Source organism: Hankyongella ginsenosidimutans, from assembly GCF_005144965.1.
Classification (GTDB): Bacteria; Pseudomonadota; Alphaproteobacteria; order Sphingomonadales; family Sphingomonadaceae; genus Hankyongella; species Hankyongella ginsenosidimutans.
The window spans coordinates 1,212,863-1,233,981 of the sequence record NZ_CP039704.1; the positions used below are offsets into that span (position 1 = coordinate 1,212,863).

Annotated in this window: 28 protein-coding genes, 1 other RNA gene and 3 pseudogenes; 11 read left to right on the plus strand and 21 right to left on the minus strand. The window is 64.5% G+C overall.

Annotation, left to right across the window (positions count from 1 at the left end):
* Nucleotides 1-6 precede the first annotated feature (6 nt).
* From E6W36_RS07015 to E6W36_RS07045, 8 genes and pseudogenes are all read left to right on the plus strand, one after another.
* Nucleotides 7-879, plus strand: a complete 873-nt coding sequence (locus tag E6W36_RS07015) for a F0F1 ATP synthase subunit gamma (RefSeq protein ID WP_222874173.1) — start codon at nucleotides 7-9, stop codon at nucleotides 877-879.
* Between the two features lie 29 nt (nucleotides 880-908).
* Nucleotides 909-2,350, plus strand: a pseudogene (atpD, locus tag E6W36_RS07020) (F0F1 ATP synthase subunit beta).
* 39 nt (nucleotides 2,351-2,389) lie between these two features.
* Nucleotides 2,390-2,893 carry a coiled-coil domain-containing protein gene (locus tag E6W36_RS07025; RefSeq protein WP_222874174.1) on the plus strand — a complete coding sequence of 168 codons (504 nt, stop codon included), beginning with the start codon at nucleotides 2,390-2,392 and terminating at the stop codon, nucleotides 2,891-2,893.
* Nucleotides 2,894-2,904: 11 nt separating this feature from the next.
* Nucleotides 2,905-3,282: an ATP synthase F1 subunit epsilon gene (locus E6W36_RS07030; protein WP_222874175.1), complete on the plus strand. Its 378-nt coding sequence runs from the start codon at nucleotides 2,905-2,907 to the stop codon at nucleotides 3,280-3,282.
* Nucleotides 3,283-3,477: 195 nt separating this feature from the next.
* Nucleotides 3,478-4,011 carry a ferritin-like domain-containing protein gene (locus tag E6W36_RS07035; protein ID WP_222874176.1) on the plus strand — a complete coding sequence of 178 codons (534 nt, stop codon included), beginning with the start codon at nucleotides 3,478-3,480 and terminating at the stop codon, nucleotides 4,009-4,011.
* Between the two features lie 179 nt (nucleotides 4,012-4,190).
* The gene (locus E6W36_RS20510) at nucleotides 4,191-4,319 is read left to right on the plus strand and encodes a hypothetical protein (protein ID WP_281277483.1); all 129 of its coding nucleotides are present in this window, start codon (nucleotides 4,191-4,193) and stop codon (nucleotides 4,317-4,319) included.
* 30 nt (nucleotides 4,320-4,349) lie between these two features.
* Nucleotides 4,350-4,907 (plus strand): hypothetical protein, encoded by a 558-nt coding sequence (locus E6W36_RS07040; RefSeq protein ID WP_222874177.1) that lies wholly within the window; start codon nucleotides 4,350-4,352, stop codon nucleotides 4,905-4,907.
* A gap of 40 nt (nucleotides 4,908-4,947) precedes the next feature.
* On the plus strand, nucleotides 4,948-5,466 hold the full coding sequence (locus E6W36_RS07045) for an alkaline phosphatase D family protein (protein WP_222874178.1): 519 nt from the start codon (nucleotides 4,948-4,950) through the stop codon (nucleotides 5,464-5,466).
* A 49-nt stretch (nucleotides 5,467-5,515) separates the two neighbouring features.
* Here the strand turns inward: E6W36_RS07045 and E6W36_RS20515 are convergent, their stop codons facing one another.
* The 11 genes from E6W36_RS20515 to E6W36_RS18365 form a co-directional block, all read right to left on the minus strand.
* Nucleotides 5,516-6,298, minus strand: a complete 783-nt coding sequence (locus tag E6W36_RS20515) for an ATP-binding protein (protein ID WP_281277484.1) — start codon at nucleotides 6,296-6,298, stop codon at nucleotides 5,516-5,518.
* A complete protein-coding gene (locus E6W36_RS20520; RefSeq protein ID WP_281277485.1) occupies nucleotides 6,271-7,083 on the minus strand; it encodes an ATP-binding protein in 813 nt (270 codons plus the stop codon). Before E6W36_RS20520 ends, E6W36_RS20515 begins: the two co-directional genes overlap by 28 nt.
* 139 nt (nucleotides 7,084-7,222) lie before the next feature.
* Entirely contained in the window at nucleotides 7,223-7,489 is a 267-nt protein-coding gene (locus E6W36_RS07055) for a hypothetical protein (protein ID WP_222874179.1), read from the minus strand.
* Nucleotides 7,470-8,348 (minus strand): NAD-dependent epimerase/dehydratase family protein, encoded by an 879-nt coding sequence (locus E6W36_RS07060; RefSeq protein WP_222874180.1) that lies wholly within the window; start codon nucleotides 8,346-8,348, stop codon nucleotides 7,470-7,472. The genes E6W36_RS07055 and E6W36_RS07060 overlap by 20 nt, the downstream gene beginning before the upstream one ends.
* 123 nt (nucleotides 8,349-8,471) lie before the next feature.
* On the minus strand, nucleotides 8,472-8,603 hold the full coding sequence (locus E6W36_RS20525; RefSeq protein WP_281277486.1) for a hypothetical protein: 132 nt from the start codon (nucleotides 8,601-8,603) through the stop codon (nucleotides 8,472-8,474).
* Nucleotides 8,600-9,379, minus strand: a complete 780-nt coding sequence (locus E6W36_RS07065) for a CsgG/HfaB family protein (protein ID WP_246048211.1) — start codon at nucleotides 9,377-9,379, stop codon at nucleotides 8,600-8,602. The genes E6W36_RS20525 and E6W36_RS07065 overlap by 4 nt, the downstream gene beginning before the upstream one ends.
* 146 nt (nucleotides 9,380-9,525) lie before the next feature.
* The gene (locus E6W36_RS07070; protein WP_222874181.1) at nucleotides 9,526-9,852 is read right to left on the minus strand and encodes a hypothetical protein; all 327 of its coding nucleotides are present in this window, start codon (nucleotides 9,850-9,852) and stop codon (nucleotides 9,526-9,528) included.
* Nucleotides 9,849-10,274, minus strand: coding sequence for a hypothetical protein (locus E6W36_RS07075; protein WP_222874182.1), 426 nt, complete (start codon nucleotides 10,272-10,274; stop codon nucleotides 9,849-9,851). The genes E6W36_RS07070 and E6W36_RS07075 overlap by 4 nt, the downstream gene beginning before the upstream one ends.
* Nucleotides 10,275-10,535: 261 nt before the next feature.
* On the minus strand, nucleotides 10,536-11,456 hold the full coding sequence (gene cysK / locus E6W36_RS07080; protein WP_222874183.1) for a cysteine synthase A: 921 nt from the start codon (nucleotides 11,454-11,456) through the stop codon (nucleotides 10,536-10,538).
* 11 nt (nucleotides 11,457-11,467) lie between these two features.
* A complete protein-coding gene (locus E6W36_RS07085) occupies nucleotides 11,468-12,535 on the minus strand; it encodes an MFS transporter (RefSeq protein WP_246048212.1) in 1,068 nt (355 codons plus the stop codon).
* Complete coding sequence (locus E6W36_RS18365; protein WP_246048213.1) at nucleotides 12,529-12,681, minus strand: hypothetical protein; 153 nt, start codon at nucleotides 12,679-12,681, stop codon at nucleotides 12,529-12,531. The genes E6W36_RS07085 and E6W36_RS18365 overlap by 7 nt, the downstream gene beginning before the upstream one ends.
* Nucleotides 12,682-12,918: 237 nt before the next feature.
* Here E6W36_RS18365 and E6W36_RS07090 point away from each other — a divergent pair.
* A pseudogene (locus E6W36_RS07090) lies at nucleotides 12,919-13,805 on the plus strand (LOG family protein).
* Here the strand turns inward: E6W36_RS07090 and E6W36_RS07095 are convergent.
* From E6W36_RS07095 to ffs, 8 genes and pseudogenes are all read right to left on the minus strand, one after another.
* Nucleotides 13,787-14,005 carry a hypothetical protein gene (locus E6W36_RS07095; RefSeq protein ID WP_222874184.1) on the minus strand — a complete coding sequence of 73 codons (219 nt, stop codon included), beginning with the start codon at nucleotides 14,003-14,005 and terminating at the stop codon, nucleotides 13,787-13,789. The pseudogene E6W36_RS07090 and the gene E6W36_RS07095 sit on opposite strands and share 19 nt — an antisense overlap.
* Before the next feature lie 2 nt (nucleotides 14,006-14,007).
* Nucleotides 14,008-14,709, minus strand: coding sequence for an NAD-binding protein (locus E6W36_RS21890; protein WP_342776857.1), 702 nt, complete (start codon nucleotides 14,707-14,709; stop codon nucleotides 14,008-14,010).
* A pseudogene (locus tag E6W36_RS18375) lies at nucleotides 14,693-15,690 on the minus strand (monovalent cation:proton antiporter-2 (CPA2) family protein); the annotation flags it as partial. The pseudogene E6W36_RS18375 and the gene E6W36_RS21890, both read right to left, overlap by 17 nt.
* Nucleotides 15,691-15,698: 8 nt before the next feature.
* Nucleotides 15,699-16,019, minus strand: coding sequence for a YbaB/EbfC family nucleoid-associated protein (locus tag E6W36_RS07115; protein WP_222874187.1), 321 nt, complete (start codon nucleotides 16,017-16,019; stop codon nucleotides 15,699-15,701).
* Nucleotides 16,016-16,396, minus strand: coding sequence for a hypothetical protein (locus E6W36_RS23155; protein ID WP_222874188.1), 381 nt, complete (start codon nucleotides 16,394-16,396; stop codon nucleotides 16,016-16,018). The genes E6W36_RS07115 and E6W36_RS23155 overlap by 4 nt, the downstream gene beginning before the upstream one ends.
* On the minus strand, nucleotides 16,377-17,432 hold the full coding sequence (dnaX, locus tag E6W36_RS23160; protein ID WP_425459701.1) for a DNA polymerase III subunit gamma/tau: 1,056 nt from the start codon (nucleotides 17,430-17,432) through the stop codon (nucleotides 16,377-16,379). Before dnaX ends, E6W36_RS23155 begins: the two co-directional genes overlap by 20 nt.
* On the minus strand, nucleotides 17,402-17,674 hold the full coding sequence (locus tag E6W36_RS23165) for a hypothetical protein (RefSeq protein ID WP_425459702.1): 273 nt from the start codon (nucleotides 17,672-17,674) through the stop codon (nucleotides 17,402-17,404). Before E6W36_RS23165 ends, dnaX begins: the two co-directional genes overlap by 31 nt.
* An 80-nt stretch (nucleotides 17,675-17,754) precedes the next feature.
* An RNA gene (gene ffs, locus E6W36_RS07130) (signal recognition particle sRNA small type) lies at nucleotides 17,755-17,842 on the minus strand.
* A gap of 89 nt (nucleotides 17,843-17,931) precedes the next feature.
* Here ffs and E6W36_RS18380 point away from each other — a divergent pair.
* Complete coding sequence (locus E6W36_RS18380; RefSeq protein ID WP_246048215.1) at nucleotides 17,932-18,201, plus strand: hypothetical protein; 270 nt, start codon at nucleotides 17,932-17,934, stop codon at nucleotides 18,199-18,201.
* Nucleotides 18,162-18,788 carry an NAD(+) diphosphatase gene (gene nudC, locus E6W36_RS07135; RefSeq protein WP_484103594.1) on the plus strand — a complete coding sequence of 209 codons (627 nt, stop codon included), beginning with the start codon at nucleotides 18,162-18,164 and terminating at the stop codon, nucleotides 18,786-18,788. The genes E6W36_RS18380 and nudC overlap by 40 nt, the downstream gene beginning before the upstream one ends.
* Nucleotides 18,789-19,137: 349 nt before the next feature.
* Here nudC and E6W36_RS07140 read toward each other — a convergent pair whose 3' ends face one another.
* Both E6W36_RS07140 and E6W36_RS07145 read right to left on the minus strand, forming a co-directional pair.
* Nucleotides 19,138-19,812 carry a hypothetical protein gene (locus E6W36_RS07140; RefSeq protein WP_222874189.1) on the minus strand — a complete coding sequence of 225 codons (675 nt, stop codon included), beginning with the start codon at nucleotides 19,810-19,812 and terminating at the stop codon, nucleotides 19,138-19,140.
* A 19-nt stretch (nucleotides 19,813-19,831) separates the two neighbouring features.
* Nucleotides 19,832-20,968 (minus strand): hypothetical protein, encoded by a 1,137-nt coding sequence (locus tag E6W36_RS07145; RefSeq protein ID WP_222874190.1) that lies wholly within the window; start codon nucleotides 20,966-20,968, stop codon nucleotides 19,832-19,834.
* Between the last annotated feature and the right edge of the window lie 151 nt (nucleotides 20,969-21,119).

Genomic DNA, 21,119 nt, shown 5'->3' on the forward strand with positions numbered 1-21,119 from the left:
GCGGATATGCCCTCACTGAAATCGCTCAAAGTCCGGATCGCCTCGGTCAAGTCGACCCAGAAGATCACCAAGGCCATGAAGATGGTGGCCGCGGCCAAGCTGCGCCGTGCGCAGGAGGCCGCCGAGGCCGCGCGACCCTACGCCACCCGCATGGAGGCCGTGATGGCCTCGCTGGGCAGCCGGGTTGAGCGCGGGCCGCAAACCTCGCCGTTGCTGGTCGGCACCGGTCGCGACCAGGTGCATCTGGTGGTGGTCGCAACCTCCGAGCGCGGCCTGTGCGGCGCGTTCAACACCAATATCGTGCGCGGCGCGCGCGCCAAGATCCAGGCGCTGCTGAACGAAGGCAAGACGGTCAAGATCCTCTGCGTCGGCAAGAAGGGCCGCGCCGCGCTCAGGCGCCAGTTCGATGCGCTCATCCTCGACACCATCGATCTGAGCGGCGCCAAGAAACTCGCCTTCGCCGATGCCCACCGGATTTCGGAGCGCGTGCTCGATCTGTTCGCCGAGGGCGCGTTCGACGTCGCGCATCTGTTCTACGCCAAGTTCCAGTCCGCGCTTGTGCAGATCGTGACCGAGCAGCAGCTGATCCCCGCGCCGATTCCGGTGGCCGGCGGCCCGGCGGCAGGCGTCGTCGAATATGAGCCCTCGGAGGAAGACATCCTCAACACCCTGCTGCCGCGCAACATCGCGGTGCAGATTTTCCGCGCGCTGCTGGAAAACGCCGCCTCCGAACAAGGCGCGCGCATGACCGCGATGGACAACGCCAGCCGCAACGCCGGCGACATGATCAAGCGCCTGACCCTGGTCTACAACCGGACGCGCCAGGCCGCGATCACCAAGGAACTCATCGAGATCATCTCCGGCGCTGAAGCCGTATAAGACGCATAGGGACGAGAAGGACGCAAACCATGGCAACCAACAACATCGGACGCATCGCCCAAATCATCGGGGCCGTGGTGGACGTGCAGTTCACCGACGCCCTGCCGCCGATCCTCTCGGCGCTGACCACCAAGAACGGCGACAATACGCTGGTGCTCGAAGTGGCGCAGCACCTGGGCGAAAGCACGGTCCGCACCATCGCCATGGACGCGACCGAAGGCCTGGTACGCGGCCAGGAGGTGCTGGACACTGGCCGGCAGATCCAGGTGCCGGTGGGTGCCGAGACGCTCGGCCGCATCCTCAACGTCATCGGCGAGCCGATCGACGAGCGCGGGCCGGTTGGTGCCACGAAATTCTACGAAATCCACCGCAGCGCGCCGGAGTTCGCCGAACAGTCGACGGAAGCGGAGATCCTGGTCACAGGCATCAAGGTCATCGACCTGCTGGCCCCTATGCCAAGGGCGGCAAGATCGGCCTGTTCGGCGGTGCCGGTGTCGGCAAGACCGTGCTGATCCAGGAGCTGATCAACAACATCGCCAAGGCGCACGGCGGCTACTCGGTGTTCGCCGGCGTCGGCGAACGTACGCGCGAAGGCAACGACCTCTACCACGAAATGATGGAAGCCGGCGTCATCAAGACCGACGCGGACGGCCACGCGATCTCCGAGGGCTCGAAGGTGGCGATGGTTTACGGCCAGATGAACGAGCCGCCGGGCGCGCGTGCCCGCGTGGCGCTCACCGGCCTGTCGATCGCCGAGTATTTCCGCGACGAGGAAGGCCAGGACGTGCTGTTCTTCGTCGACAACATCTTCCGCTTCACCCAGGCGGGTGCCGAAGTGTCGGCGCTGCTTGGCCGCATCCCGTCGGCGGTCGGCTATCAACCGACGCTCGCGACCGACATGGGCCAGCTCCAGGAGCGCATCACCTCGACCACCAAGGGCTCGATCACCTCGGTGCAGGCGATCTACGTGCCGGCGGACGACTTGACCGACCCGGCGCCAGCCACCTCCTTCGCCCACCTCGACGCAACCACCGTGCTCAACCGCTCGATCGCCGAGCTTGGTATCTATCCGGCGGTCGATCCGCTCGACTCGACCAGCCGCGTGCTCGACCCGCGCGTGGTCGGCCAGGACCATTACGACGTCGCACGCTCGGTGCAGGCGGTGCTGCAGAAGTACAAGGCGCTGCAGGACATCATCGCCATCCTCGGCATGGATGAACTCTCCGAAGACGACAAGCTCACCGTGGCGCGCGCCCGCAAGATCCAGCGCTTCCTCAGCCAGCCGTTCCACGTCGCGGAAGTGTTCACCGGCTCGCCCGGCGTGCTGGTGGCCGTGGAGGATACCATCAAGGGCTTCAAGGGCATCGTGAACGGCGAATATGATCACTTGCCGGAAGCTGCCTTCTACATGGTCGGTACCATCGAGCAGGCGGTCGCCAAGGCCCAGAAGATGGCGGCGGAAGCGGCGTGAGCCGCTTTCGTCCGGTGTGGAATGGGTTAGACTGGCCAAATGAGCGTCGATACCCTTGCTCTTGCGCGCGACCTACGCGCCGCCAATCTCGGCCAGGATCAGGCGGAGGCCATTGCCTTCGCCATCGGTCGTGCTTTGACCGAAGGAGCCGCCAGCAAAGCCGATCTCAGCGAAACCCGCGCAGACCTGAAGGCCGATATCCAGGAGCTGCGTGCCGAGCTGCACGAGGTTCGCGCCGAGCTGAAGGCGGAAATACAGGACGTGCGGGCCGAGCTGAAGAGCGATATCCAGGAGCTGCGGGCTGAACTGAAGAGCGATATCCAAGAGCTGCGAGCCGAGCTGAAGAGCGATATCCAGGAGCTGCGGGCCGAGCTGAAGAGCGATATCCAGGAGCTGCGGCTCGAACTGAAGACGGATAGCGCCAGTGTGCGCACCGAGCTGAAAACGGCAATTGAAGGCGTAAAGTCAACGTTACTTATGTGGTTTGTGGGGACGATGCTTGCCTTCTCCGGCTTCATTATTGCCGTTGTGAAATTCCTCTAGGATCAGGTCCCATGGCAGCTCAACTTCATTTCAATCTTGTTTCTCCTGAACGCCAACTCGCGTCGCGCGACGTTCATATGGTCGTCGTGCCGGGTGAGGACGGCGACTTCGGTGTGCTGGCCGGCCATGCGCCGTTCATGTCGACCATCCGGCCCGGCGTGATCTCGATCTATGAAAACGCCGGTGGCCCGGCTGAGCGCATCTTCATCGACGGCGGTTTCGCCGAGATCGGTGACGGCGGGCTGACCATCCTTGCCGAGCAGGCGCAACCCGTTGCGGACCTGAACGCGGAGGCCGTTGCGCAGGCGCTGGCGGAAGCGCGCGAGCAACAGCGCATCGCCCGCACCGACGCTGAACGGCCATCTGAGCGAAGCGGTCGCCCGCTTTGAGGCCATGCAGGCGGCACTGCGGAACTGAGGCACCGCCTCGGTCGCTGCCGCGTGCCAGCCCCGCCCTGCCGCAACTGATGCAGAATTGCAGCTTGCACCGCGTCGTTTTGGCGGTACATGGTTTCTTAATACTCGATTGCGGCCGAGGGTGGATCGGGCGGCTGCTTGATTGGGGCCCATCGTCAGGACACATGAATGACTTCCCGCTGGACGCTTGATACGGTCGCCTGGCACCGATTCGACTCCACGCTTGTGGACCCGGATCTTTTGGCCGTGGTGAAGGCGGCGGCTCTCATCGAAGCGAACGCCGCCGATTATGTGGCATATCTCTGCAACGTCTTTGCCGACGATCCGGAGTTCGTGGCGGCTGCGCAACATTGGGGCGTCGAGGAAGAGCAGCATGGCGCAGCGCTTGGGCGCTGGGCAGAGCTCGCCGACCCCAGCTTCGACTTCGCGGCCGCGCTGCACAGTTTCCGCGTGCTGTATCATGTCCCTGTCGAACTGGCACACTCGATCCGCGGCAGCCGGGTCGGCGAACTGATCGCCCGGCAGGTGGTCGAAACCGGCACATCGTCCTTCTATTCCGCCATTCGCGACGCGGCGCGGGAGCCGGTGCTGACCGAAGTCGCCGGGCGCATCGCCAGCGACGAGTTTTTCATTACCGTCTGTTCGCCCGTTTCGCCGAACACTATGACTATCGGCGCAACCTCGGCTTCTTCGCACGCCTGAAAGTAGCGCTGACCCGCTTCAACGAGGCGGACGACGACGAACTGGGCTACGCCTACTTCTGCGCCAACGTACTGCCGCACGATCCGACCGCCGATTACGCCGCGCACAACTACGGGCGCGAATACTGGCGGCGGGCGATCACCCTCTATCGCCGGCCGCATGTCGACAACGCCATCCGTATGATCCTGCGCGCATCCGGCGCATGGGCCTGGTCGGGGGCGAACGGCTGGCTGTTCCGCCTCGGCTCCGGGCTGTTCTGGCGGCTGGTCCGTCGCTGGCGCGCCACGCTCGCCCCGCATGAGGCTTGACTGCCCCGCCACGACTCATAGCCTTACTTCATGACGTCCCGGCTTGCGCTGCTCCTGTGTCTTGTTCTGCTCGGCGGCTGCATGCAGACCGTCGCGGACCCGCAGTCGGCGCTGCGCCCCTATTATGCCGGCCTGCCTGCAGCGCTCCCGGTTGCGCCACCAACGAAGGCGCTGGACCCGGATGCGCCATTGACCCGCATCGGCGTCGGCTCCTGTTTCCAGCAGGACCTTGCGGACGACATCTGGACCACGGTTGCACAGTCGGGGGCCGGCCTGTTCCTGTTCATCGGCGACAATGTCTACGGTGACGTCGGCGCCCGGGTGCGGCCGACCAGCCGGAGCTGCGTGCAGCCTATGCAAAACTCGCCGCCAGCCCCGCCTTCGCATCGGCGCGCGCGGCCATCCCCATGCGGACGATCTGGGACGACCATGATTACGGCGCCAATGACGGCGGTGGCGACTTCGCGTTCAAGGAATATGCCGAGACGCAGTTCGAGACATTCTGGAATGCGTCACGGACGGTCAGGTCGCGCCCTGGCGTGTATGACAGTTTCACGGTCGGTCCGCCAGGCCGGCGGGTGCAGGTGATCCTGCTCGACACCCGCTTTTCCGCTCCCCGCTCAAGGCCATGCCCTACAGTCGGGAGCGCCGGCTACTTGGCAATTTCCTGCCCGATGACGATCCGGCCAAGACCATGCTTGGCGACCCTCAATGGACCTGGCTGGAGGCGCAGCTGCGCCAGCCGGCGGATCTGCGCGTCATCGCCTCGTCGATCCAGGTCGTGGCGGACGGACACAACTTCGAGCGCTGGGGCAATTTTCCGCGCGAACGGCAGCGCCTCTACGACCTGATCGGTCGCACCGGCGCGAAGGGCGTCGTGCTGGTGTCCGGGGACCGGCATCTGGGCGGCATCTACCGCCAGACGGAGGGTGTGCCCTATTCGTTGTTCGAACTGACGGCTTCGTCCCTCAATCTGGCGTTCGGGGATGACACCCTGCCGGACGAGCCCGTGCTGCAGCGGATTGGCCGCAGCTACCGGCCGGAGAATTTCGGCCTGATCGATGTCGATTGGGCGACGCGACAATTGACCCTGCGCATTGTCGACAAGGCCGGTCAGACCGTGCGCGCGCAGACAGCCGGCTTTTAGAGCCGCCTCTACTCGCGCGACTGGCTGCGCCAGCGGCGGATGATTTCGATCAGCTCACCATCGAGCTGCGCCGGCTGGCTCCAGGTTTCGGTAAAGATCGGGTCATCCGAGGTCGGTCGCCGCTCGGGTTCCAAAGTATCGAGCGCCACCCGCATCGGCACGGCCACGCCCTCTCCGGAGACAATGCATTCCCGGTTGCGCAGGGCCGCGATGGCGTCGAGGAAGATCTTGCCCCTTCCGGCATGGCAGCGCGAACGAAATTCTGGTCGCGTTCGTTGTTCATGCGCATCGAGAGCACAGTCCCGCACTGCGACAGCACCGACTCCGAAAGATCGGACGGACGCTGCGACACCAGGCCAAGGCAGACCCCGTATTTTCGGCCCTCCTTGGCGATCCGTTCCAGGATGCCGCGGGTCACGTTGTTCTCGTCCAGGTGGAGCGCCGGGACATAGCGGTGCGCCTCCTCGCAGACGATCACCAGCGGCGGGCGGCCGACGTTCATCGACCATTGCGCGAAATCGAAAGCGAGTCGGCACAGCACGCCGACCACCAGCTTCACGATATCGGACGGCACGCCGGACAGATCGACGATGGCGATCGGCTTGCCGTCATCCCGCAGCCGAAAGAAGCGATTGAGCACTTCGACAAACGAGTCGGACACCAGCATACCCGAGAACATGAAGGCGTAGCGCGGATCGCTCTTCAGTTCCTCGATGCGCGCCTTCAGCTTGAGGAACGGGGCGGCTTTCTCCGGTTTATCAAGCTTGCCCATCATCGACTGCAGCGCCGCCAGCAGATCGGACATCAGATAGGGCACCGGCGAGTCGACCATAACCCGGCCGGCATCCAGCGCGGCGCGGCTTTGGAGCGCGCCGTGAGCAGGCACCGGGCGAGGATGTCCGCCTGTACCGGGCTGTCGTCATCCCGCGAGACCAGCACCTCGCAATGTTCCTGCAGGTTCATGGTCCAATAGGGCAGTTCAAGCGTCGAGACGTCCAGCGCGTGGCCGCGCGCGCCGAAAGCGCGTTTGTATTCGCCATGCGGGTCCAGCATGAGGATATGCGCATGCGGTAGCTGATCCAGCAGGCGATGCAGCACCAGCGCCGTGGTCGTCGACTTACCCGTGCCGCTGGAGCCAAGGATCGCGAAATGCTTGGCAAGCAGCGAGTCGATCTTCAGGCGCGCCCGCACATCGTGCGTCGGGTGTACGGCACCCACATCTATCGTTTTCGCGCGACCCGCGCCGTAAACAAGCGCCAGCTCCTCCCGCGAGACCGCGTAGATGGGCTCATCAGGCGCTGGATAGCGGGAGATGCCGCGCACGAAGGACTGCAACCCGCCCTGTGCATCGGCTTCGGCCTCTCCCAGGAACCCGGCCTCAAGATCAAGGCTGCGCCCGTCCGCGGGCCTGACTGCGTAGACCATGGCGACGAGCCAGCGTCCATCGACAGGGATTTTCAGGTGCGCGCCGACGTGGGCCGTATCGCGTGCAGCCTGCATGTCTCCCGACAGCCGGCAATGGCACGCACCGTTAGAGACGCTGAGAACCTGCCCAAGCGCCGGCTGCGCGTGGATTTGCGTCGCCTCTGCGAACCTGCGTCCCGAGGCAAGCTCCATATCGGCGGTTAAATGGCTCAAACGAACGCCCCGGTGATTGGCGCTCTCACTAATCACACAGGTGCTTAACATCGCGTGTATCCGCGCGCAGCAAGACGCCTGCCAGATGCTGCCGCTGCGCCGGCTCAGGCGCCCGCAATCACTCTGCGGCTTCGTGCAGGATTTGTGCGTCGCTGCGGATGATCTTGAGGTGCTGGCGCGCCACCGCCGGCGCTGCGCCGGCGCCCGGCGCGAACGAAGGTGCCTGGAAATCGGGCTCAGCCGCCCGTGTCGCTCGGGCAAGCGGCTCCAGGATGCCAAGCGCCTGCATCCAGTGAACCATGTCGCGGACCGCAGTCATCATCGGCAGCGGGCGGTAGGAGAGGGCCGAACGCGCCAGGCGGTCGTCAACCAGGGGCGCGCTCAAGCCATTCCCGCCAGACGACGCTGGCGCAGAACGGCGCTTTCGAGACCCGTGACGCCAGGATGCGCACGGCGTCCGACGCCTCGCGCAGGTACGGCCAGCCGGCACCCCGGGCAGCTATGCCGCCGGTGGCCTGCGCGATCAGGCCGGCAAAGGTCCGGAAATCGATGGGCTCGCCGCCCAGGAGATAGGATTGCCCGGCAGCGCCGCTTTCAGCCGCGGTCACGATGGCGTCCGCCACAGCCTGCGGGTGCGCAAGGCACGTGCCGGCATTCGAGATCGGGGTCACCTTCTGTCCAAGCGCACTGGCGAAAGCCTGATACGCCAGACCGTGCGTCTGGAACGGCCCGAACATCGGGTTGGGCTGCACGATCACCACATCCATCCCGCGCGTCATGGTGCGCCGGGCATGCTCCTCGCAGCGCAGCTTCGAGCGGATATAGCCGGTCGGCGCATCGGGCAGACGCGGGGTCATCTCACAGACTTCGCCGACTCCGTACCAGTTATAAACGCAGGAATCGGACACATGCACGATGCGTCCCGCGTCAGCGATCTGAGCGGCCGCCAGAACCGAGCGCGTGGCGGCCACATTGCGGTTTTCCAGAACCTCCGGACTCAAAGGCGAACTGGGTGGTTCGGCTGCGGCGTGAATGACCACATCCGGCATCTGCGGCATCGCAACAGAGACGGAGCGGCTATGCGCGAAGTCCGCACCAGCCAGTGTCACGCCCCAGCGGCGCAAGGCGGCGACATAACTGCCTTGCCGAACGATGGCGGTGACCGACCAACCCCGCCGAAGCAGGCTCTGTACGATATGGTGGCCCAGAAATCCTGAAGCCCCGGTGACAACGGCGCGCGGCACGCAACAGCCCCTTTGCGAAGGCGGAACGAAGCCACATCCCTACGCCATAAATATTACGGTTATGCGTCAGCCGAGAACAACGACGTGTAATTATTTGATTACGCGCCGCTTATGCTTAACGACCTATTTGGCGAGCTCGATCAGCGCCATGGAAACCCAGCCTTTGTTGCCAAGCTCGTCCTCGACCTCCCAGAACTGGTCGGTCTTGTTGCCCGTCGGGTACAGCAGTTGACCGACATCCAGCGCCACGATCACTTTACTCTTGATGGACGAATCGGCGTAGAGCTTGCCCGGCTTCTTGAGCGAAACCGCCTGCTGGACATTCGCCGCCGATGCGCTGTCCGGCAAGCCGCCCAGTTCACCGACCATCTTCGTGTAGGCGTCGAGGTAGGCGAGCGCCACGACCTGGCCGATTTCCGTATTGGCATAGCCGCTGGCGCCGCCAGCACCAGGAAACCGCCGGCGAACAGGCCGCCGCCAGCGCCCCAGCCGAGATCGCGCTTCTCCGCCCGGCCTTCCGTGGCCGCCACTTCCTCCGAGGATCGAGTGTCGGTTACGTACAGAATGACGTTGGCCGAGCGCTTCTTGAGACTGATCCCACCCAGGATCGCGCCAGCGGCACCGCCGAACAAGCCGCCGATGATCCCACCGACATTGGTGCCACCCTTGTTGCTGTTGCGAGTGACGATGTCTGGAACGATGATGTAGTCGGCGGTCTTGATCTGACCCTTGCCGACGTTGGAGCCGCCACGCAGCTGGCCCGAGGATGCTAGGTCGCGTTCCTGCATCGCGGCATCGAAGCCGCGACCACGGTTGACCAGCGTGAAACAGCCGGATTGACGGATGAAAATGCGGATCAAGGCTTCCGGCGAGCCAAGGCCGCCCTCGATCTCGCGCCACCACTGGTTCTCTGGTTCGACGATCGACGCCGTGCCGATCTTCTTGCTGCAACGCGGGATATCCGCCGTCTTCTCGTCGCGCTTTTCCTCCGCGCTCTTTGCCAGCACCGGATTGACGGCTTGCAGCGCCATGGCGGCACTGGCGGCAAACAGGCTCAATTTTTCAGAAATGGTGTCACGTAAGCTCCCTACTGCTGTTTTGCCGTACGTGAACGGCAATTCGCACCCGATACTATAGATCGGGCCAACCGGCCACACGAGTGCGCGAAAAATGCCGCCTATTTCCCGCGCGGCAAGGCTCCCAGTTCGTTGACCATTTGGGTAAACGCACGGAGATAAGCTAACGCAAGCACTTTGCCTGGCTTCGTCTTCGCATAACCGCTTGCGCCACCTGCAACGAGAACCCCGCTTGTGAACAGGTCGCCGCTCTCCGCTCCTGTGAGGTCGCTTTTCAGCGCATGGCCCTCAATCGCAGCAATCTCTTCTGACGTCTGTGCATCCTTGAGATAGAGAATGATATTCCGTGAAGATTTCTTGTTGTTAAAGCTACTCCCCACCAGGCCAACTGCGCCGAAAAGCAATGTACGGGTAAGGATTTTACTCACGCCGTTCCCACCGCTATCCCCACCGCTGCCCCATTGTTACCAACAATATCTGGAATAATAAAGTACTCTGCTGGTTTATCTTGAACATCAATATGTTCGGTACCATCGTTCTGTAATGTCGAGGAAGGCTGTACGGCATTGGGCGCAAGATTCGTGCTAACTAGTGTGAAACATTCGGACTGCAGTATAAAGATACGGATCAACGCCTCTGGAGATCCTAGGCCTGCCGCCATCGTGCTCCACCACTTGTTCTCGGGCTCTACGATCGAGACCGTCCCAATTTTCTTGCTGCACCGTGGAATTGTGGCTGGCTTTTCACTCAACCCATTCTCCGTACTCTGCGCATAGACGGGATGAGCGATTTGCATCATCATGGCGATACCGCCGGTGATAAGGCCCACTGTATTTATAAATTTCAGCATAATGAAAACTCGACTTGGGCTTACCCACTTGTGTTGTGATTTTCTAGCGTCAGTCCGTATCAACTAGAGTCGGCATCGCGAAGCTGGCGCGCAGTCGTGGCGATGACGGCTGCGTCTCAACCCCAACAGGGTAGACTCTAGAAAGTCGCAATTCGCTCTGCATCTTCCAATGAAGAGAGCTTCGACGCAACGATACATGATTAATTTTTGTGGCTCCGGGAAGTTTGTTTCTCGCTTGTTACAAAAGCGTACCTCTTCAGCCTAATCCCCGTTCGGCAGGAAGTCGGGAACCGAGAGATAGCGCTCGCCGGTGTCGTAGTTGAACCCGAGAACGCGGCTGTCCGCTGCGAGCTTCGGCAAGGTCTGCGCGATGGCGGCAAGCGTAGCGCCAGAGGAAATTCCCACCAACATGCCCTCCGCCGTGGCGGCGCGGCGCGCCATGTCCTTGGCCGCGTCGGCCTCGACCGTCACGACGGCGTCCAGCAGCCGGGTGTCCAGGTTGCCGGGGATGAAGCCGGCGCCGATCCCCTGGATCGGGTGCGGCCCCGGCTGACCGCCCGAGATGACCGGCGACGCCGCCGGCTCAACGGCGAACACCTTGAGCGCCGGGAATTTCGCCTTGAGCACGCGGGCGACCCCGGTGATATGTCCGCCGGTTCCGACCCCGGTCACCAGGGCGTCGAGACCATCGGGGAAATCGTCGAGAATTTCCTGCGCGGTCGTGCGGACATGCACCTCCACGTTCGCCGGGTTCTCGAACTGCTGCGGCATCCAGGCACCCGCTGTCGCGGCAACGATCTCCTGCGCGCGCTCGACAGCGCCCTTCATGCCCTTCTCCCGCGGGGTCAGCACAAACCTGGCACCATAGGCGAGCATCAGCCGCCGCCGCTCGATCGACATCGACTCCGGCATGACCAGAATCAGGTCGTACCCCTTGACCGCCGCCACCATCGCCAGACCGATGCCGGTGTTGCCCGACGTCGGCTCGACGATGACCCCACCGGCTGCAAGCTGCCCCGAAGCCTCGGCGGCCTCGACCATGGCGAGCGCGATGCGGTCCTTGATCGATCCACCGGGGTTGCTGCGCTCCGACTTGATCCACACGTCGTGATCCGGGAACAGCCGGCGCATGCGGATGTGCGGCGTCTTGCCGATCGTCTCGAGAATGGATTGGGCTTTCATCGGAAGAGTCCTCATGCCTTGTGTGGTGAATGGGCGCAGCCTGCGCTATGCGGGGGCGAGTCAAGCCGGTCCGTGCGCCGCAGTTCCGGGAAGCGCCAGGCCCAAAGCGCCGTGATCGAGACCGCGCCAACCCCGCCGAACACCACAGCGCCGACCGCGCCAAGAAACCGCGCCGCAACGCCCGATTCGAACTCGCCGAGTTCGTTGGACGCGGAAATACACAGCGTGCTGACCGACGCCACCCGGCCGCGCATCGTATCGGGCACGAAAATCTGCACAATCGACTGACGAACATACACGCTGACCATATCGACCGCGCCAAGCATGGCCAACAGCCCGAGCGACACGCCAAAGTTCGTGGACAAGCCGAACAGCGCGGTCAGCATTCCGAATGCGGCCACGCTCCAGAACATGACGAGGCCCATATGCCGGCGCAGCGGCCGAACCGCCAGCAGCATGGCGATCACCACCGCACCCGCCGCCGGGGCCGCGCGCAGGTGACCAAGGCCCTCCGGCCCGACATGCAGCACGTCGCGGGCGAACACCGGCAGCAGCGCCGTCGCACCGCCCAGCAGCACCGCGAACAGATCGAGCGTCACCGCCCCGAAGACGACCCGGTTGGTACGCACATAGGCCAGGCCTTCCTTGACCGATTGCCAGGGCGAAAGCGCCGAGACCGGGGCCGCGGAACCGGGCGGATCAGGAAGGCGAAGCCGAGCGACAGCACGAGCAACCCCAGGCAGGCGGCATAGGCAGCGGACGGCCCGGCGACATAGATATAGCCGCCCAGCGCCGGCCCGCCGACGCTCGCCCCTGCCAGGCCAGCGAGCTGAGCGCGATCGCCGAGGGCAGCACCTCCTTGCTGACCAGATTGAGCCAGCGCCTGAAACGCGGGCCGCCAGCGCGCGGGCGACACCGAGCATCGCAGCGACCACGAACACCACCGGCAAGCTGACCGAGGCGCTGAGCGATTCGACCAGCAGCAGGGCCACGCCCGTAATCTCCAACGCAATCGCGGCGCGGCCGATCCAGCGGCGATCCAGCCGGTCCGCCGCATAGCCGGCGATCAGGGTCAGCAAAACAGCGGCAGAAACTGCGCAAGGCCGATCATGCCGAGCAGGAAAGCCGACTCCTCGACCGAACGGGTCTGGCGCGCCACATCGTAGACCTGCCAGCCGATCGCAACGCTCAGCATCTGGATCGCGAGCGTATTGCACAGCCGCATGAACCAGTAGAAACGAAAGTCGCGAAATGCGAAGGCGGACGTATTTGCCAAACTTTTCATGAACGCATGCTATGCCGGGACATCGGCGAGCGGGCAAGAAGACCCTCACGCCGCAACACCTCGCGTCCCGAACCTGATATCCGTTGTGTCCAATGTCACGCCCGGTTGGATTTCAGGTTCGCGACACGAGCAAGCCATTGTTACGCGTGTCGTTAAGAGAATCGAGCGGAGCCTGTAATGACCAACCCGGATGGGACCGAACGAATCTTCCCGACGGCCGAGCAGGATGCCGCCTTCTCCTGCCATGTGACCCCTCGCCGCAAACGCTGCACCCGCACTACCGCCTGGCCTTTACGGACGCCGATTTCATGCTGCGGGACGAGCTTCGGCCCGTGCGCCTGCAACTGGAGCTGCTGAAGCCGGAGATCGTGCTGCAGGAGTATCACATCGCCTCGACCATCGTGTTCTACGGCTCTGCCCGCATCCCCGAACCAGGCACCGCATATGCCCGCGCGGCCACCGCGCACTCCGAGCGGGAGCACGCCGTCGCAGCGCGCCTTGCGGAAAAGTCGCACTATTATGTCGAGGCGCGCAGACTCGCCGAGCGGATTTCAAGCATCGTGCAGCCGGTCCCGGACGAGCGGAATTTCGTCGTGACCTCGGGCGGTGGTCCCTCGATCATGGAAGCCGCCAACCGTGGCGCCGCTGACGCCGGAGCCCCGAGCATCGGTCTGAACATCGTTCTGGAGCACGAGCAGGCGCCGAATATGTTCGTGACGCCGGGGCTGAGCTTCCAGTTCCACTATTTCGCCATCCGCAAGATGCATTTCCTCATGCGCGCGCGGGCTCTGTGCGTGTTCCCCGGCGGCTTCGGCACCCTGGACGAACTGTTCGAAGTGCTCACCCTGATCCAGACCCGCAAGATCAAGCCGGTGCCGGTGCTGCTGTTCGGCGAGGCATTCTGGCGCCGCATCGTGAACTTCGAGGCGCTGGCGGAAGAAGGCGTGATCGCGTTCGATGACCTCTCGCTGTTCCGGTTCGTCGAGACCGCCGACGAAGCATGGGCATACCTTGCGCAGGAGCTGGATCTGCGCCTGCCTGTACCTCAGGACCAGCCCGTCTGATCAAAACCGTCATCCTCGACCGGCTCGCGGGTCGCCTTGGCCGGCTTGCGGCGCGCCGGCTGCGCGATCGGTCGAACGGTCGGCGCTGTGTCGTCGGCATCGTCGGTCGGACCGATGTCGAAGACCGTGCTGGTCAGCGGATTGTCGGGCCGGAAGATCAGATCCCGGCCCCGGAACATGTCCCCGCTCTCCGCCTGCATGGTCAGGCGGGTTTCGTCCAGGTGCGGAATTCCGTCTCGATCGTCTCGATGGTCGAGGCGTCGAGGCCAATCCGCTTCAGGGCCTCCCGCCCCATCGCAACCGCGGATTCGAAAACCTCCCGGATCAGGAAATCGGCATCCGACTTCAGCAGTTCCATCAACTCGATGCGATCAGAGACGCGCACCAGCACCTGCAGGGACGGGAACTCCCGCTTGATCCGCTGGATTTGATCCGCCGTCATGCGGTCCTTGGAGCCGCACAGGATGAGCATCTGCGCTGACTCGGCGCCTGCCGCCCGCAGCACGTCGACGCGCCAGCCGTTGCCGAAATAGACCGTCTGGCCGAACTGCCGGGTTAGGCGGATGCGCGCGGGGTCGCTGTCGATCAACGTAACCTCCAGGCCGCGCGCCAGCAGCATCTGCGCCACGACCTGACCGAAGCGGCCATAGCCTGCCAAAATGATGCGGCCCTTGCGGGTGCGATCTGCAAGCGCCGGACCATCGTCCATGCCGTCCTCCGGCGCACGTCGCCCCAGATACTGGACAGCGCGCGACAGCAACGGCGTCAGCAGCATCGACAGCGTGATGCACGCTCCGAGCATGCTGGCTTCGTCCGGCTTCAAAGCCCGGCCCCTGCGCCGCCGCGAACAGGACAAAGCCGAATTCGCCCGACTGCGCCAGCGATGCGGCGATCTCGCGCGCATCCGTAAGCTTCGAGCCGGTGACCCGCGTCAGCACGTACAGCACGAGAATCTTCGCGAACAACAGCGCCAGCGTGAACCCGACGATCAGCGTCGGCTGGATCAACAACACCGGCAGCTTGAGACCGGTGCCGACCGAGATGAAGAACAGGCCAAGCAGCAGACCGCGAAACGGCTCGATATCCGCCTCGAGCTGGTGCCGGAACTCGGAGTCCGCAAGCACGACACCGGCAATGAACGCCCCCAGCGCCATGGAAAGGCCGATCGAGGCCATCAGCGCCGCCGTACCGACGACAATGAACAACGCCGCCGCCGTGAGCAGTTCCCGCACGCCGCTGGCGACGATGAAATCGAACAGCCAGGGCAGGCCATAGCGCCCGACCGCCACCACCGCCACCACCGCGCCGAGGGTCACAAGACCGGTCTGCCAGCCGGCGGCGGCATCCGGGGACGGCGCACCAGCGAGAAGCGAGACCATCGCCAGCAGCGGCACCAGGGCCATATCCTGCAACAGCAGGATCGCGAACGCCCGCTCCCCGCCCGGCGTGTTCAGGGTGCCGCGCTCCTTGTAAAGCTGCAGCGCGAACGCCGTCGACGACAGCGCCAGACCAAAACCGACCACGATGGCGGCGCGCCAGCCGAGGCCGAGGATTGCGGTCGCGACCGGGACGAGCAGCAATCCAGTCAACGCCACCTGCGCCGAGCCGAGGCCGAAGATGTCCTTTCGCAAGGCCCAGAGGCGCGACGGACGCAGCTCAAGCCAATCACGAACATGACCATGACGACGCCGAGTTCGGCAAGGCCGGTGACAGCCCCGGTGTCCGCCACCATGCCGAGCACGTACGGCCCGATCAGCAGCCCGGCGGCGAGATAGCCGATGATCGCGCCGATCTTGAGGCGGGCGAACAACGGCACGCAGACGAGCGCCGCCGCCAGATAGACGACGGCCTCGAACAATGCGCTTCCGTGTGCCGTCGCCGCCATGTCGCCAGCTAGAACGGGAGTTTCATGCCCGGCGGCAAGGGCAGGCCCTGCGTGAGCTTGGCCATTTCCGACTGCGCCAGTTCCTCGCCCTTGGCGCGGGCGTCGTTGATCGCGGCGACCAGCAGATCCTCCAGCATCTCCTTGTCGTCGGGGACGATCAGGCTCGGATCGATGCCGATGCGCACGATCCTGCCCCGCGCGCTCGCCGTGACGCTGACCAGCCCGCCACCGGACTGTCCCTGCACTTCCAGGTTATCCAGCTTGCCCTGGGCTTCCGCCATCTTGGCCTGCATGCCCTGGGCCGCTTCCATGATCTTGTGGAGATTCATCTTCCCTCCTTGCGATGTTCTTGAAGTTGGATCGTATCGACGGACTCCGGTGCCCGTGCCGCCACAGAGACAAGCTCGGCACCGGGGAACGCCTGCAGCGTTGCCTCGACCAGCGGATCACGCAGCACGGTTTCGCGCAGCGCCGCGGCGGTCGCCGCCGCCTGCTCCCGCAGCGTCGGCTCGCCGCCGACCTGCGCGAGGCTCACCAGCCAGCGCCCGCCGGTCTCCGCCTCCAGCAGGCGGGCCAGGCGGGTCGGCAGGTCGCGCGGTGCGCGCTCACCAAGCCGCAGCTCGATATGCCCGGGCTGAAAGCGCACGAGGTTGACGTCGTCCCGCAGCGCCTTGGCCAGCAGCCCTTCATGTCGAGCGTCGCACAAATCGACCGCAGCGCGGAAATCCCGGACCTCTAGCTTTGCAACCGCAGGGCGGGGCTGCGAGCACCGCGACAGGTTCGGCTGCGCGGCGGGGCAGCGGCTCGACCGTGGCGCGCGTCTCGCCGAAGTCTTGCGTCGCCAGCCGCTTGAGCAGTTCGCCGGGATCGGGAAGATCGGCGGCGTGGATCACCCGCAGCAGCGCCATCTCCGCGGCCTGCAGGGCCGATGGCGCCGACTGGATTTCGCCAAGGCCTTTCAGCAGCAGCTGCCACAGGCGGTGCACCTGCGCATGCGAGAGCTGGTTCGCCCAGCCAAGGCGGCGGGCCCGCTCATCCTCCGGCAAGGTGTCGTCCGCCGTCTGCAGCAGTTTCGCTTCCATGATGCCGTGGACCAGCGCCAGCAGGTCATTCCAGACCGCCTGCGGATCCGCGCCGGCATCGTAAAGGCCGCGCAGGCGCGCCAGAGCACCGGCGGCGTCGCCGTCTAGCGCTGCGCCGAACAGATCGAGCACAAGCGTGCGGTCCGCCAGTCCCAGCATCTCGCGGACAAGCGCTGCCGTCACGTGGCCGCCCCCATGCGCCAGCGCCTGGTCCAGCATCGAGAGGCCGTCACGCACCGACCCTTCCGCGGCGCGGGCGATGAGGGTGATGGCTTCCGGCTCCGCGCTGGCGTCTTCCTGCGCGAGGATGCCGGTGAAGTGCTCGGCCAGCAGCGCGACGGGAATGCGCTTCAGGTCGAAGCGCTGACACCGGGAGAGCACGGTGACCGGCAGCTTGCGCACCTCGGTGGTGGCGAAGATGAACTTCACATGCGGCGGCGGCTCTTCCAGGGTCTTCAGCAGCGCGTTGAAGGCGCTCTTCGAGAGCATGTGCACTTCGTCGATGATGTAGATCTTGTAGCGCGCCGAGACCGCTGCATAGCGCACCGCCTCGATGATCTCGCGCACGTCGTCGACGCCGGTGCGCGAGGCCGCATCCATCTCGATCACATCCAGATGACGGGACTCGGCTATCGCCCGGCAGGGCTCACAAACCCGCATGGCGCGATGGTCGGACCGCCGGCACCATCCGGTCCGACGCAGTTCAGAGCCTTCGCCAGCAGGCGCGCGGTCGACGTCTTGCCGACCCCGCGCACGCCGGTCAGCAGGAAGGCATGCGCCAGCCGGTCGCGGTCGATGGCGTTGGAGAGCGTGCGCACCAGCGCATCCTGCCCGATCAGTGTCGAGAAGGTGGAAGGCCGGTACTTGCGGGCCAACACGCGATAAGGCTGCGGCGCATCCATGCTCATGGCTCGACAATGGCGACTCGCGACGCGCGCCGCAACGTCTGCCGGGAAATAGTCTGTGATGGCGAGAGGACCGTGGGAGCCGGGCGCGACCCAGGACGAATTCGTTACGGCTGCTTCCTTCCGGACCTGACCGGGTTGGCGAGGTACCTGCCCGGCCCGACTCCCGCACATTTCCTTTCACATGCGCGGCCAAAACGCAAGACGCCCCGCTGCCGCGTGACTTTGCGGCGGCGCTATGCCACGACGGACGCATGATCGGCTTCACCGGGAATACGCTCAATCGCGGCGAGGCGCTGCGGCGCGACGAGGCTGCACTCGCCGCCCTGGCGCAGCATGCCGCGAGCCGATTGCTGCCGTTCGTAGAGCTTGATCCGCTGGTGCATGACAACGAGCTGGGCTGGGTTCCGCTTCTCGAGCGCCGGTTCAGGAAGGTGTCGTGTTTCTGGGACTCGACGCCGATGGTGTCGCCCATTTCACAGCCATGGTCGCCGCCGACAGCGGCCTGCCCGGCAGCGCCGTGAACGCGCGCGCCGCAGCGCAGATGTTCGGAGACAATCGGGCGGCGATCATCGCCCACGCCCGCGCCTTGCTCGGCTGGCATGCGCACAATCGCTTCTGCGCCCGTTGCGGCGCGCCCAGCCAACCGATGCGCGGCGGTGCCATGCGGACGTGCAGCAACCCGGACTGTGCGACACAGCATTTCCCGCGCGTCGATCCGGTCGTCATCATGCTGGCGGTCGATGGTGATCGCTGCCTCCTGGGGCGGCAGGCGCAGTTCCCGCCCGCCATGTATTCCGCACTGGCCGGCTTCGTCGAACCTGGCGAGAGCATCGAGGAGGCTGTCGCCCGCGAGGTCGCCGAGGAAGCCGGTATCGGCGTCGCCAATGTGCGCTACGTCGCCTCGCAGCCGTGGCCGTTCGCCTCGTCGCTGATGATCGGCTGCATCGCGGACGCAACGACGACCGACGTGCGGATCGACCCGGATGAGCTGGAGGATGCCCGCTGGTTCAGCCGCGCCGAGGTTCGCGATGCCCTGCGCAAGGAAGGGCCGCTCAAGGTCCCGCCATCGATTGCGCTGGCCAACACCCTGCTGAGGCACTGGGCCTAGCGCCTGATCGGTTGAGGTTGAAGCATATGTGCTTCAACCGAGGGCGTGAATCAGGCTCTTATCAACAATTTAGACCATGATTCACGTTTCAGATTGATTCAATCTGAAACGATCAAGGTCTAGGCTGTATCGACATTCCGATCTTCACGGAGCAGGCTGTAAAGTCCGCTCGTGGTGAGCTTGGACAGAACCACGAGCCGCTCAGCCCTTCTGTCCGAGCTCAGGGTGAGCGGCGCGTGTGCAACCGCGCGATGGCGTGTGGGTCAACCTAAAGTCATCAGGCTCTAAAAGGCGCGCCGCCCTCCCGGTGGAAGGCGGCGCTGGTGCGAGAAACCGGTTGCGCCCCGACTTATACGGCAGGGCCGCTGAACGTATAGCTGCACTTGTCGTTCGCAAGGTAGCCGGGGTTCTGGTTGTAGGCTGCGGCGCGGTCTGCCAGCAGGCGCTCGGCCGCACGGTCCGCATAATCCAGGCTGTACCCGGCGCGGCGCAGGATGTTGAGAGCACCAAGCAGGATCGCCGGACCCGAGGACTGGTTGGTCCAGTCGCCGAGATGATCGTTCTCGGGCGATCCGGCCAGCTTGTAGGTCTTGGTGCGGATGTCCGACCAGCTCTGCGGCAGCGGCTGCCAGCCCGGATTTGTGACATAGGGCTTGACCGACAGATCGCCGGGGCCAGCGTCGACGCTCGACTTGATGACCAGGTGCTGGATCAGGTGCGGCATCAGGTAATGAACCTGGTTGATGCCCTGGCGCATGCCGCGCAAGGCCAGCGCCGACCAGTCGTGCTGGTCACCGAGCAGGGTCATCATGCCGATGACGGAGCCGATGAACGCCTGCGCCCAGTAAGTGTCGCTGATCAGCGCCGGCTTGTCGTTGAACTCCGGCACCGCCGACCAGGTTGCTGTCCAGTAGGTCGCTTCCAGACCGAACTTCGACTGCGACCACTGGCTGTCCGGATTGTCCGGGATCTTCCACTCGTTGTTGTGGAACAGATAATGGTCCTCGAACAGCTGGCGCATCATCCTGCGCGGGGCCAGCAGTTCATGGTCGGCCCAGGGCCTTCTGCGCGAAATAGATATCCCGCAGGGTCCAGGCGATGCCCCGGTTCTGCACCTCCGAAGCCAGCATGCGCGCGCCCTGACGGCCGAACGGCGTGCTGTTGAAGATATGCATGAAGGGTAGCGCCTGCAGCGCCAGCAGGTAGCGGAACGCACCCGTGAGGACATAGGCCCCATAGACGTAGTTCGGCGTGTGGTTGCTGTCGAGGCCCCAGACCGCGCCCTTGGCGTAGGGATAATCCGGCGAATTGACCGGAATATTGCCGACCGAAAGGTGGCCGACCGGCGAGTCGATGCCGCTGCCCGGATAGAAATACGGGCGACCGTCGGACGTGTAGGCCAACGTGACGTTCTTGAATTCGTCGGTCGCGGTGAGCGGACCGGACAGCCGGCCCTTGCGATAGAACAGCGGCTGGCTGAACGTGGCGTCAGCCTTGTTGCGCCACGCACGCTCATAGGGTTGCGGGTCGGCGCCCGGCTTGACCGCGCGCGCCAGCCAGTAGGCCAGTTCGTCCGGGTAAAGCCCGATTTCGGCGGCCTCGCCGCCACGCGCCCAGTCCGGCTTCTGCCACAGGCTCGCTTGCAGTGGGCCGGTGATATTGTAATAGCTTTCCGGAACACGGGTCCAGTTGGTGCTGTTGAACCGCGCATTCGACAGGATCGGCTCCGGCGCGACGAAGAACTTCTTCTGGCCGAAGCTGGCGTTCTCGTCGGTCCCGAGGATCAGCTCGCGCAGGTTCTTGCGCAGCGGCGGGCGCTTGTTTTCGAAATACGGAATCTGGAAGCGCGAGCAGGCTGGCACCTCGACCGAAGTCTTGGGCTTGCCGGCATCCGGATAGAGCACCTCGACCGGGTTACTGTTCTTGTCCAGGAAGCGCACGACCGAGGCCGGAACCTTCGGATGCTTGTCCCAGGTCGGATAATCGCCGCACGGGTTGGCGTCGACCAGCATCAGCACTTCCCAGTGGTCGACGCTGGGAGAATAGACCCGCAGGAACGTGACGCTGTCGATTTTCGAGAACAGGCCCGCCAGCATCGGCGGCGTCGCCGCCAGCAGATACGGATCGCGATCCGGCATGGTCGGGTTGAAATCCTGGATGCCCTGTGAAAATTTCGCCATGTACGTTTTGCCTGCGACTTCGATGATGACGCAGTCCGGCAAGACGTCGGGGACGGCTTTCGGCTGGGCGACCGTGAAGTGTTGCCGGCGCGGCGCCGTCGGGCGAACGCTGGGGCAGGTGACTTAGTAATGTTAATGGTCGTGAAAGAAC

Coding starts and splice junctions, on each gene's coding strand:
- E6W36_RS07040 (WP_222874177.1), top strand. CDS start 4,350: ATGACGTCCCGGCTTGCGCTGCTCCTGTGTCTTGTTCTGCTCGGCGGC.
- E6W36_RS07030 (WP_222874175.1), top strand. CDS start 2,905: ATGGCAGCTCAACTTCATTTCAATCTTGTTTCTCCTGAACGCCAACTC.
- E6W36_RS07095 (WP_222874184.1), bottom strand. CDS start 14,005: ATGCAGGCGGAGAGCGGGGACATGTTCCGGGGCCGGGATCTGATCTTC.
- E6W36_RS23165 (WP_425459702.1), bottom strand. CDS start 17,674: ATGGATGCGCCGCAGCCTTATCGCGTGTTGGCCCGCAAGTACCGGCCT.
- E6W36_RS20520 (WP_281277485.1), bottom strand. CDS start 7,083: ATGGAGCTTGCCTCGGGACGCAGGTTCGCAGAGGCGACGCAAATCCAC.
- nudC (WP_484103594.1), top strand. CDS start 18,162: ATGGTCGCCGCCGACAGCGGCCTGCCCGGCAGCGCCGTGAACGCGCGC.
- E6W36_RS07045 (WP_222874178.1), top strand. CDS start 4,948: ATGCCCTACAGTCGGGAGCGCCGGCTACTTGGCAATTTCCTGCCCGAT.
- dnaX (WP_425459701.1), bottom strand. CDS start 17,432: ATGCGGGTTTGTGAGCCCTGCCGGGCGATAGCCGAGTCCCGTCATCTG.
- E6W36_RS18380 (WP_246048215.1), top strand. CDS start 17,932: ATGATCGGCTTCACCGGGAATACGCTCAATCGCGGCGAGGCGCTGCGG.
- E6W36_RS07115 (WP_222874187.1), bottom strand. CDS start 16,019: ATGAATCTCCACAAGATCATGGAAGCGGCCCAGGGCATGCAGGCCAAG.
- E6W36_RS07075 (WP_222874182.1), bottom strand. CDS start 10,274: ATGCTGAAATTTATAAATACAGTGGGCCTTATCACCGGCGGTATCGCC.
- E6W36_RS20510 (WP_281277483.1), top strand. CDS start 4,191: ATGATCCTGCGCGCATCCGGCGCATGGGCCTGGTCGGGGGCGAACGGC.
- E6W36_RS18365 (WP_246048213.1), bottom strand. CDS start 12,681: ATGCGGCTGTGCAATACGCTCGCGATCCAGATGCTGAGCGTTGCGATC.
- cysK (WP_222874183.1), bottom strand. CDS start 11,456: ATGAAAGCCCAATCCATTCTCGAGACGATCGGCAAGACGCCGCACATC.
- E6W36_RS07145 (WP_222874190.1), bottom strand. CDS start 20,968: ATGGCGAAATTTTCACAGGGCATCCAGGATTTCAACCCGACCATGCCG.
- E6W36_RS07140 (WP_222874189.1), bottom strand. CDS start 19,812: ATGATGCGCCAGCTGTTCGAGGACCATTATCTGTTCCACAACAACGAG.
- E6W36_RS20515 (WP_281277484.1), bottom strand. CDS start 6,298: ATGGTCGACTCGCCGGTGCCCTATCTGATGTCCGATCTGCTGGCGGCG.
- E6W36_RS21890 (WP_342776857.1), bottom strand. CDS start 14,709: ATGCGCGCGAGATCGCCGCATCGCTGGCGCAGTCGGGCGAATTCGGCT.
- E6W36_RS07035 (WP_222874176.1), top strand. CDS start 3,478: ATGACTTCCCGCTGGACGCTTGATACGGTCGCCTGGCACCGATTCGAC.
- E6W36_RS07025 (WP_222874174.1), top strand. CDS start 2,390: ATGAGCGTCGATACCCTTGCTCTTGCGCGCGACCTACGCGCCGCCAAT.
- E6W36_RS07015 (WP_222874173.1), top strand. CDS start 7: ATGCCCTCACTGAAATCGCTCAAAGTCCGGATCGCCTCGGTCAAGTCG.
- E6W36_RS07065 (WP_246048211.1), bottom strand. CDS start 9,379: ATGGCGCTGCAAGCCGTCAATCCGGTGCTGGCAAAGAGCGCGGAGGAA.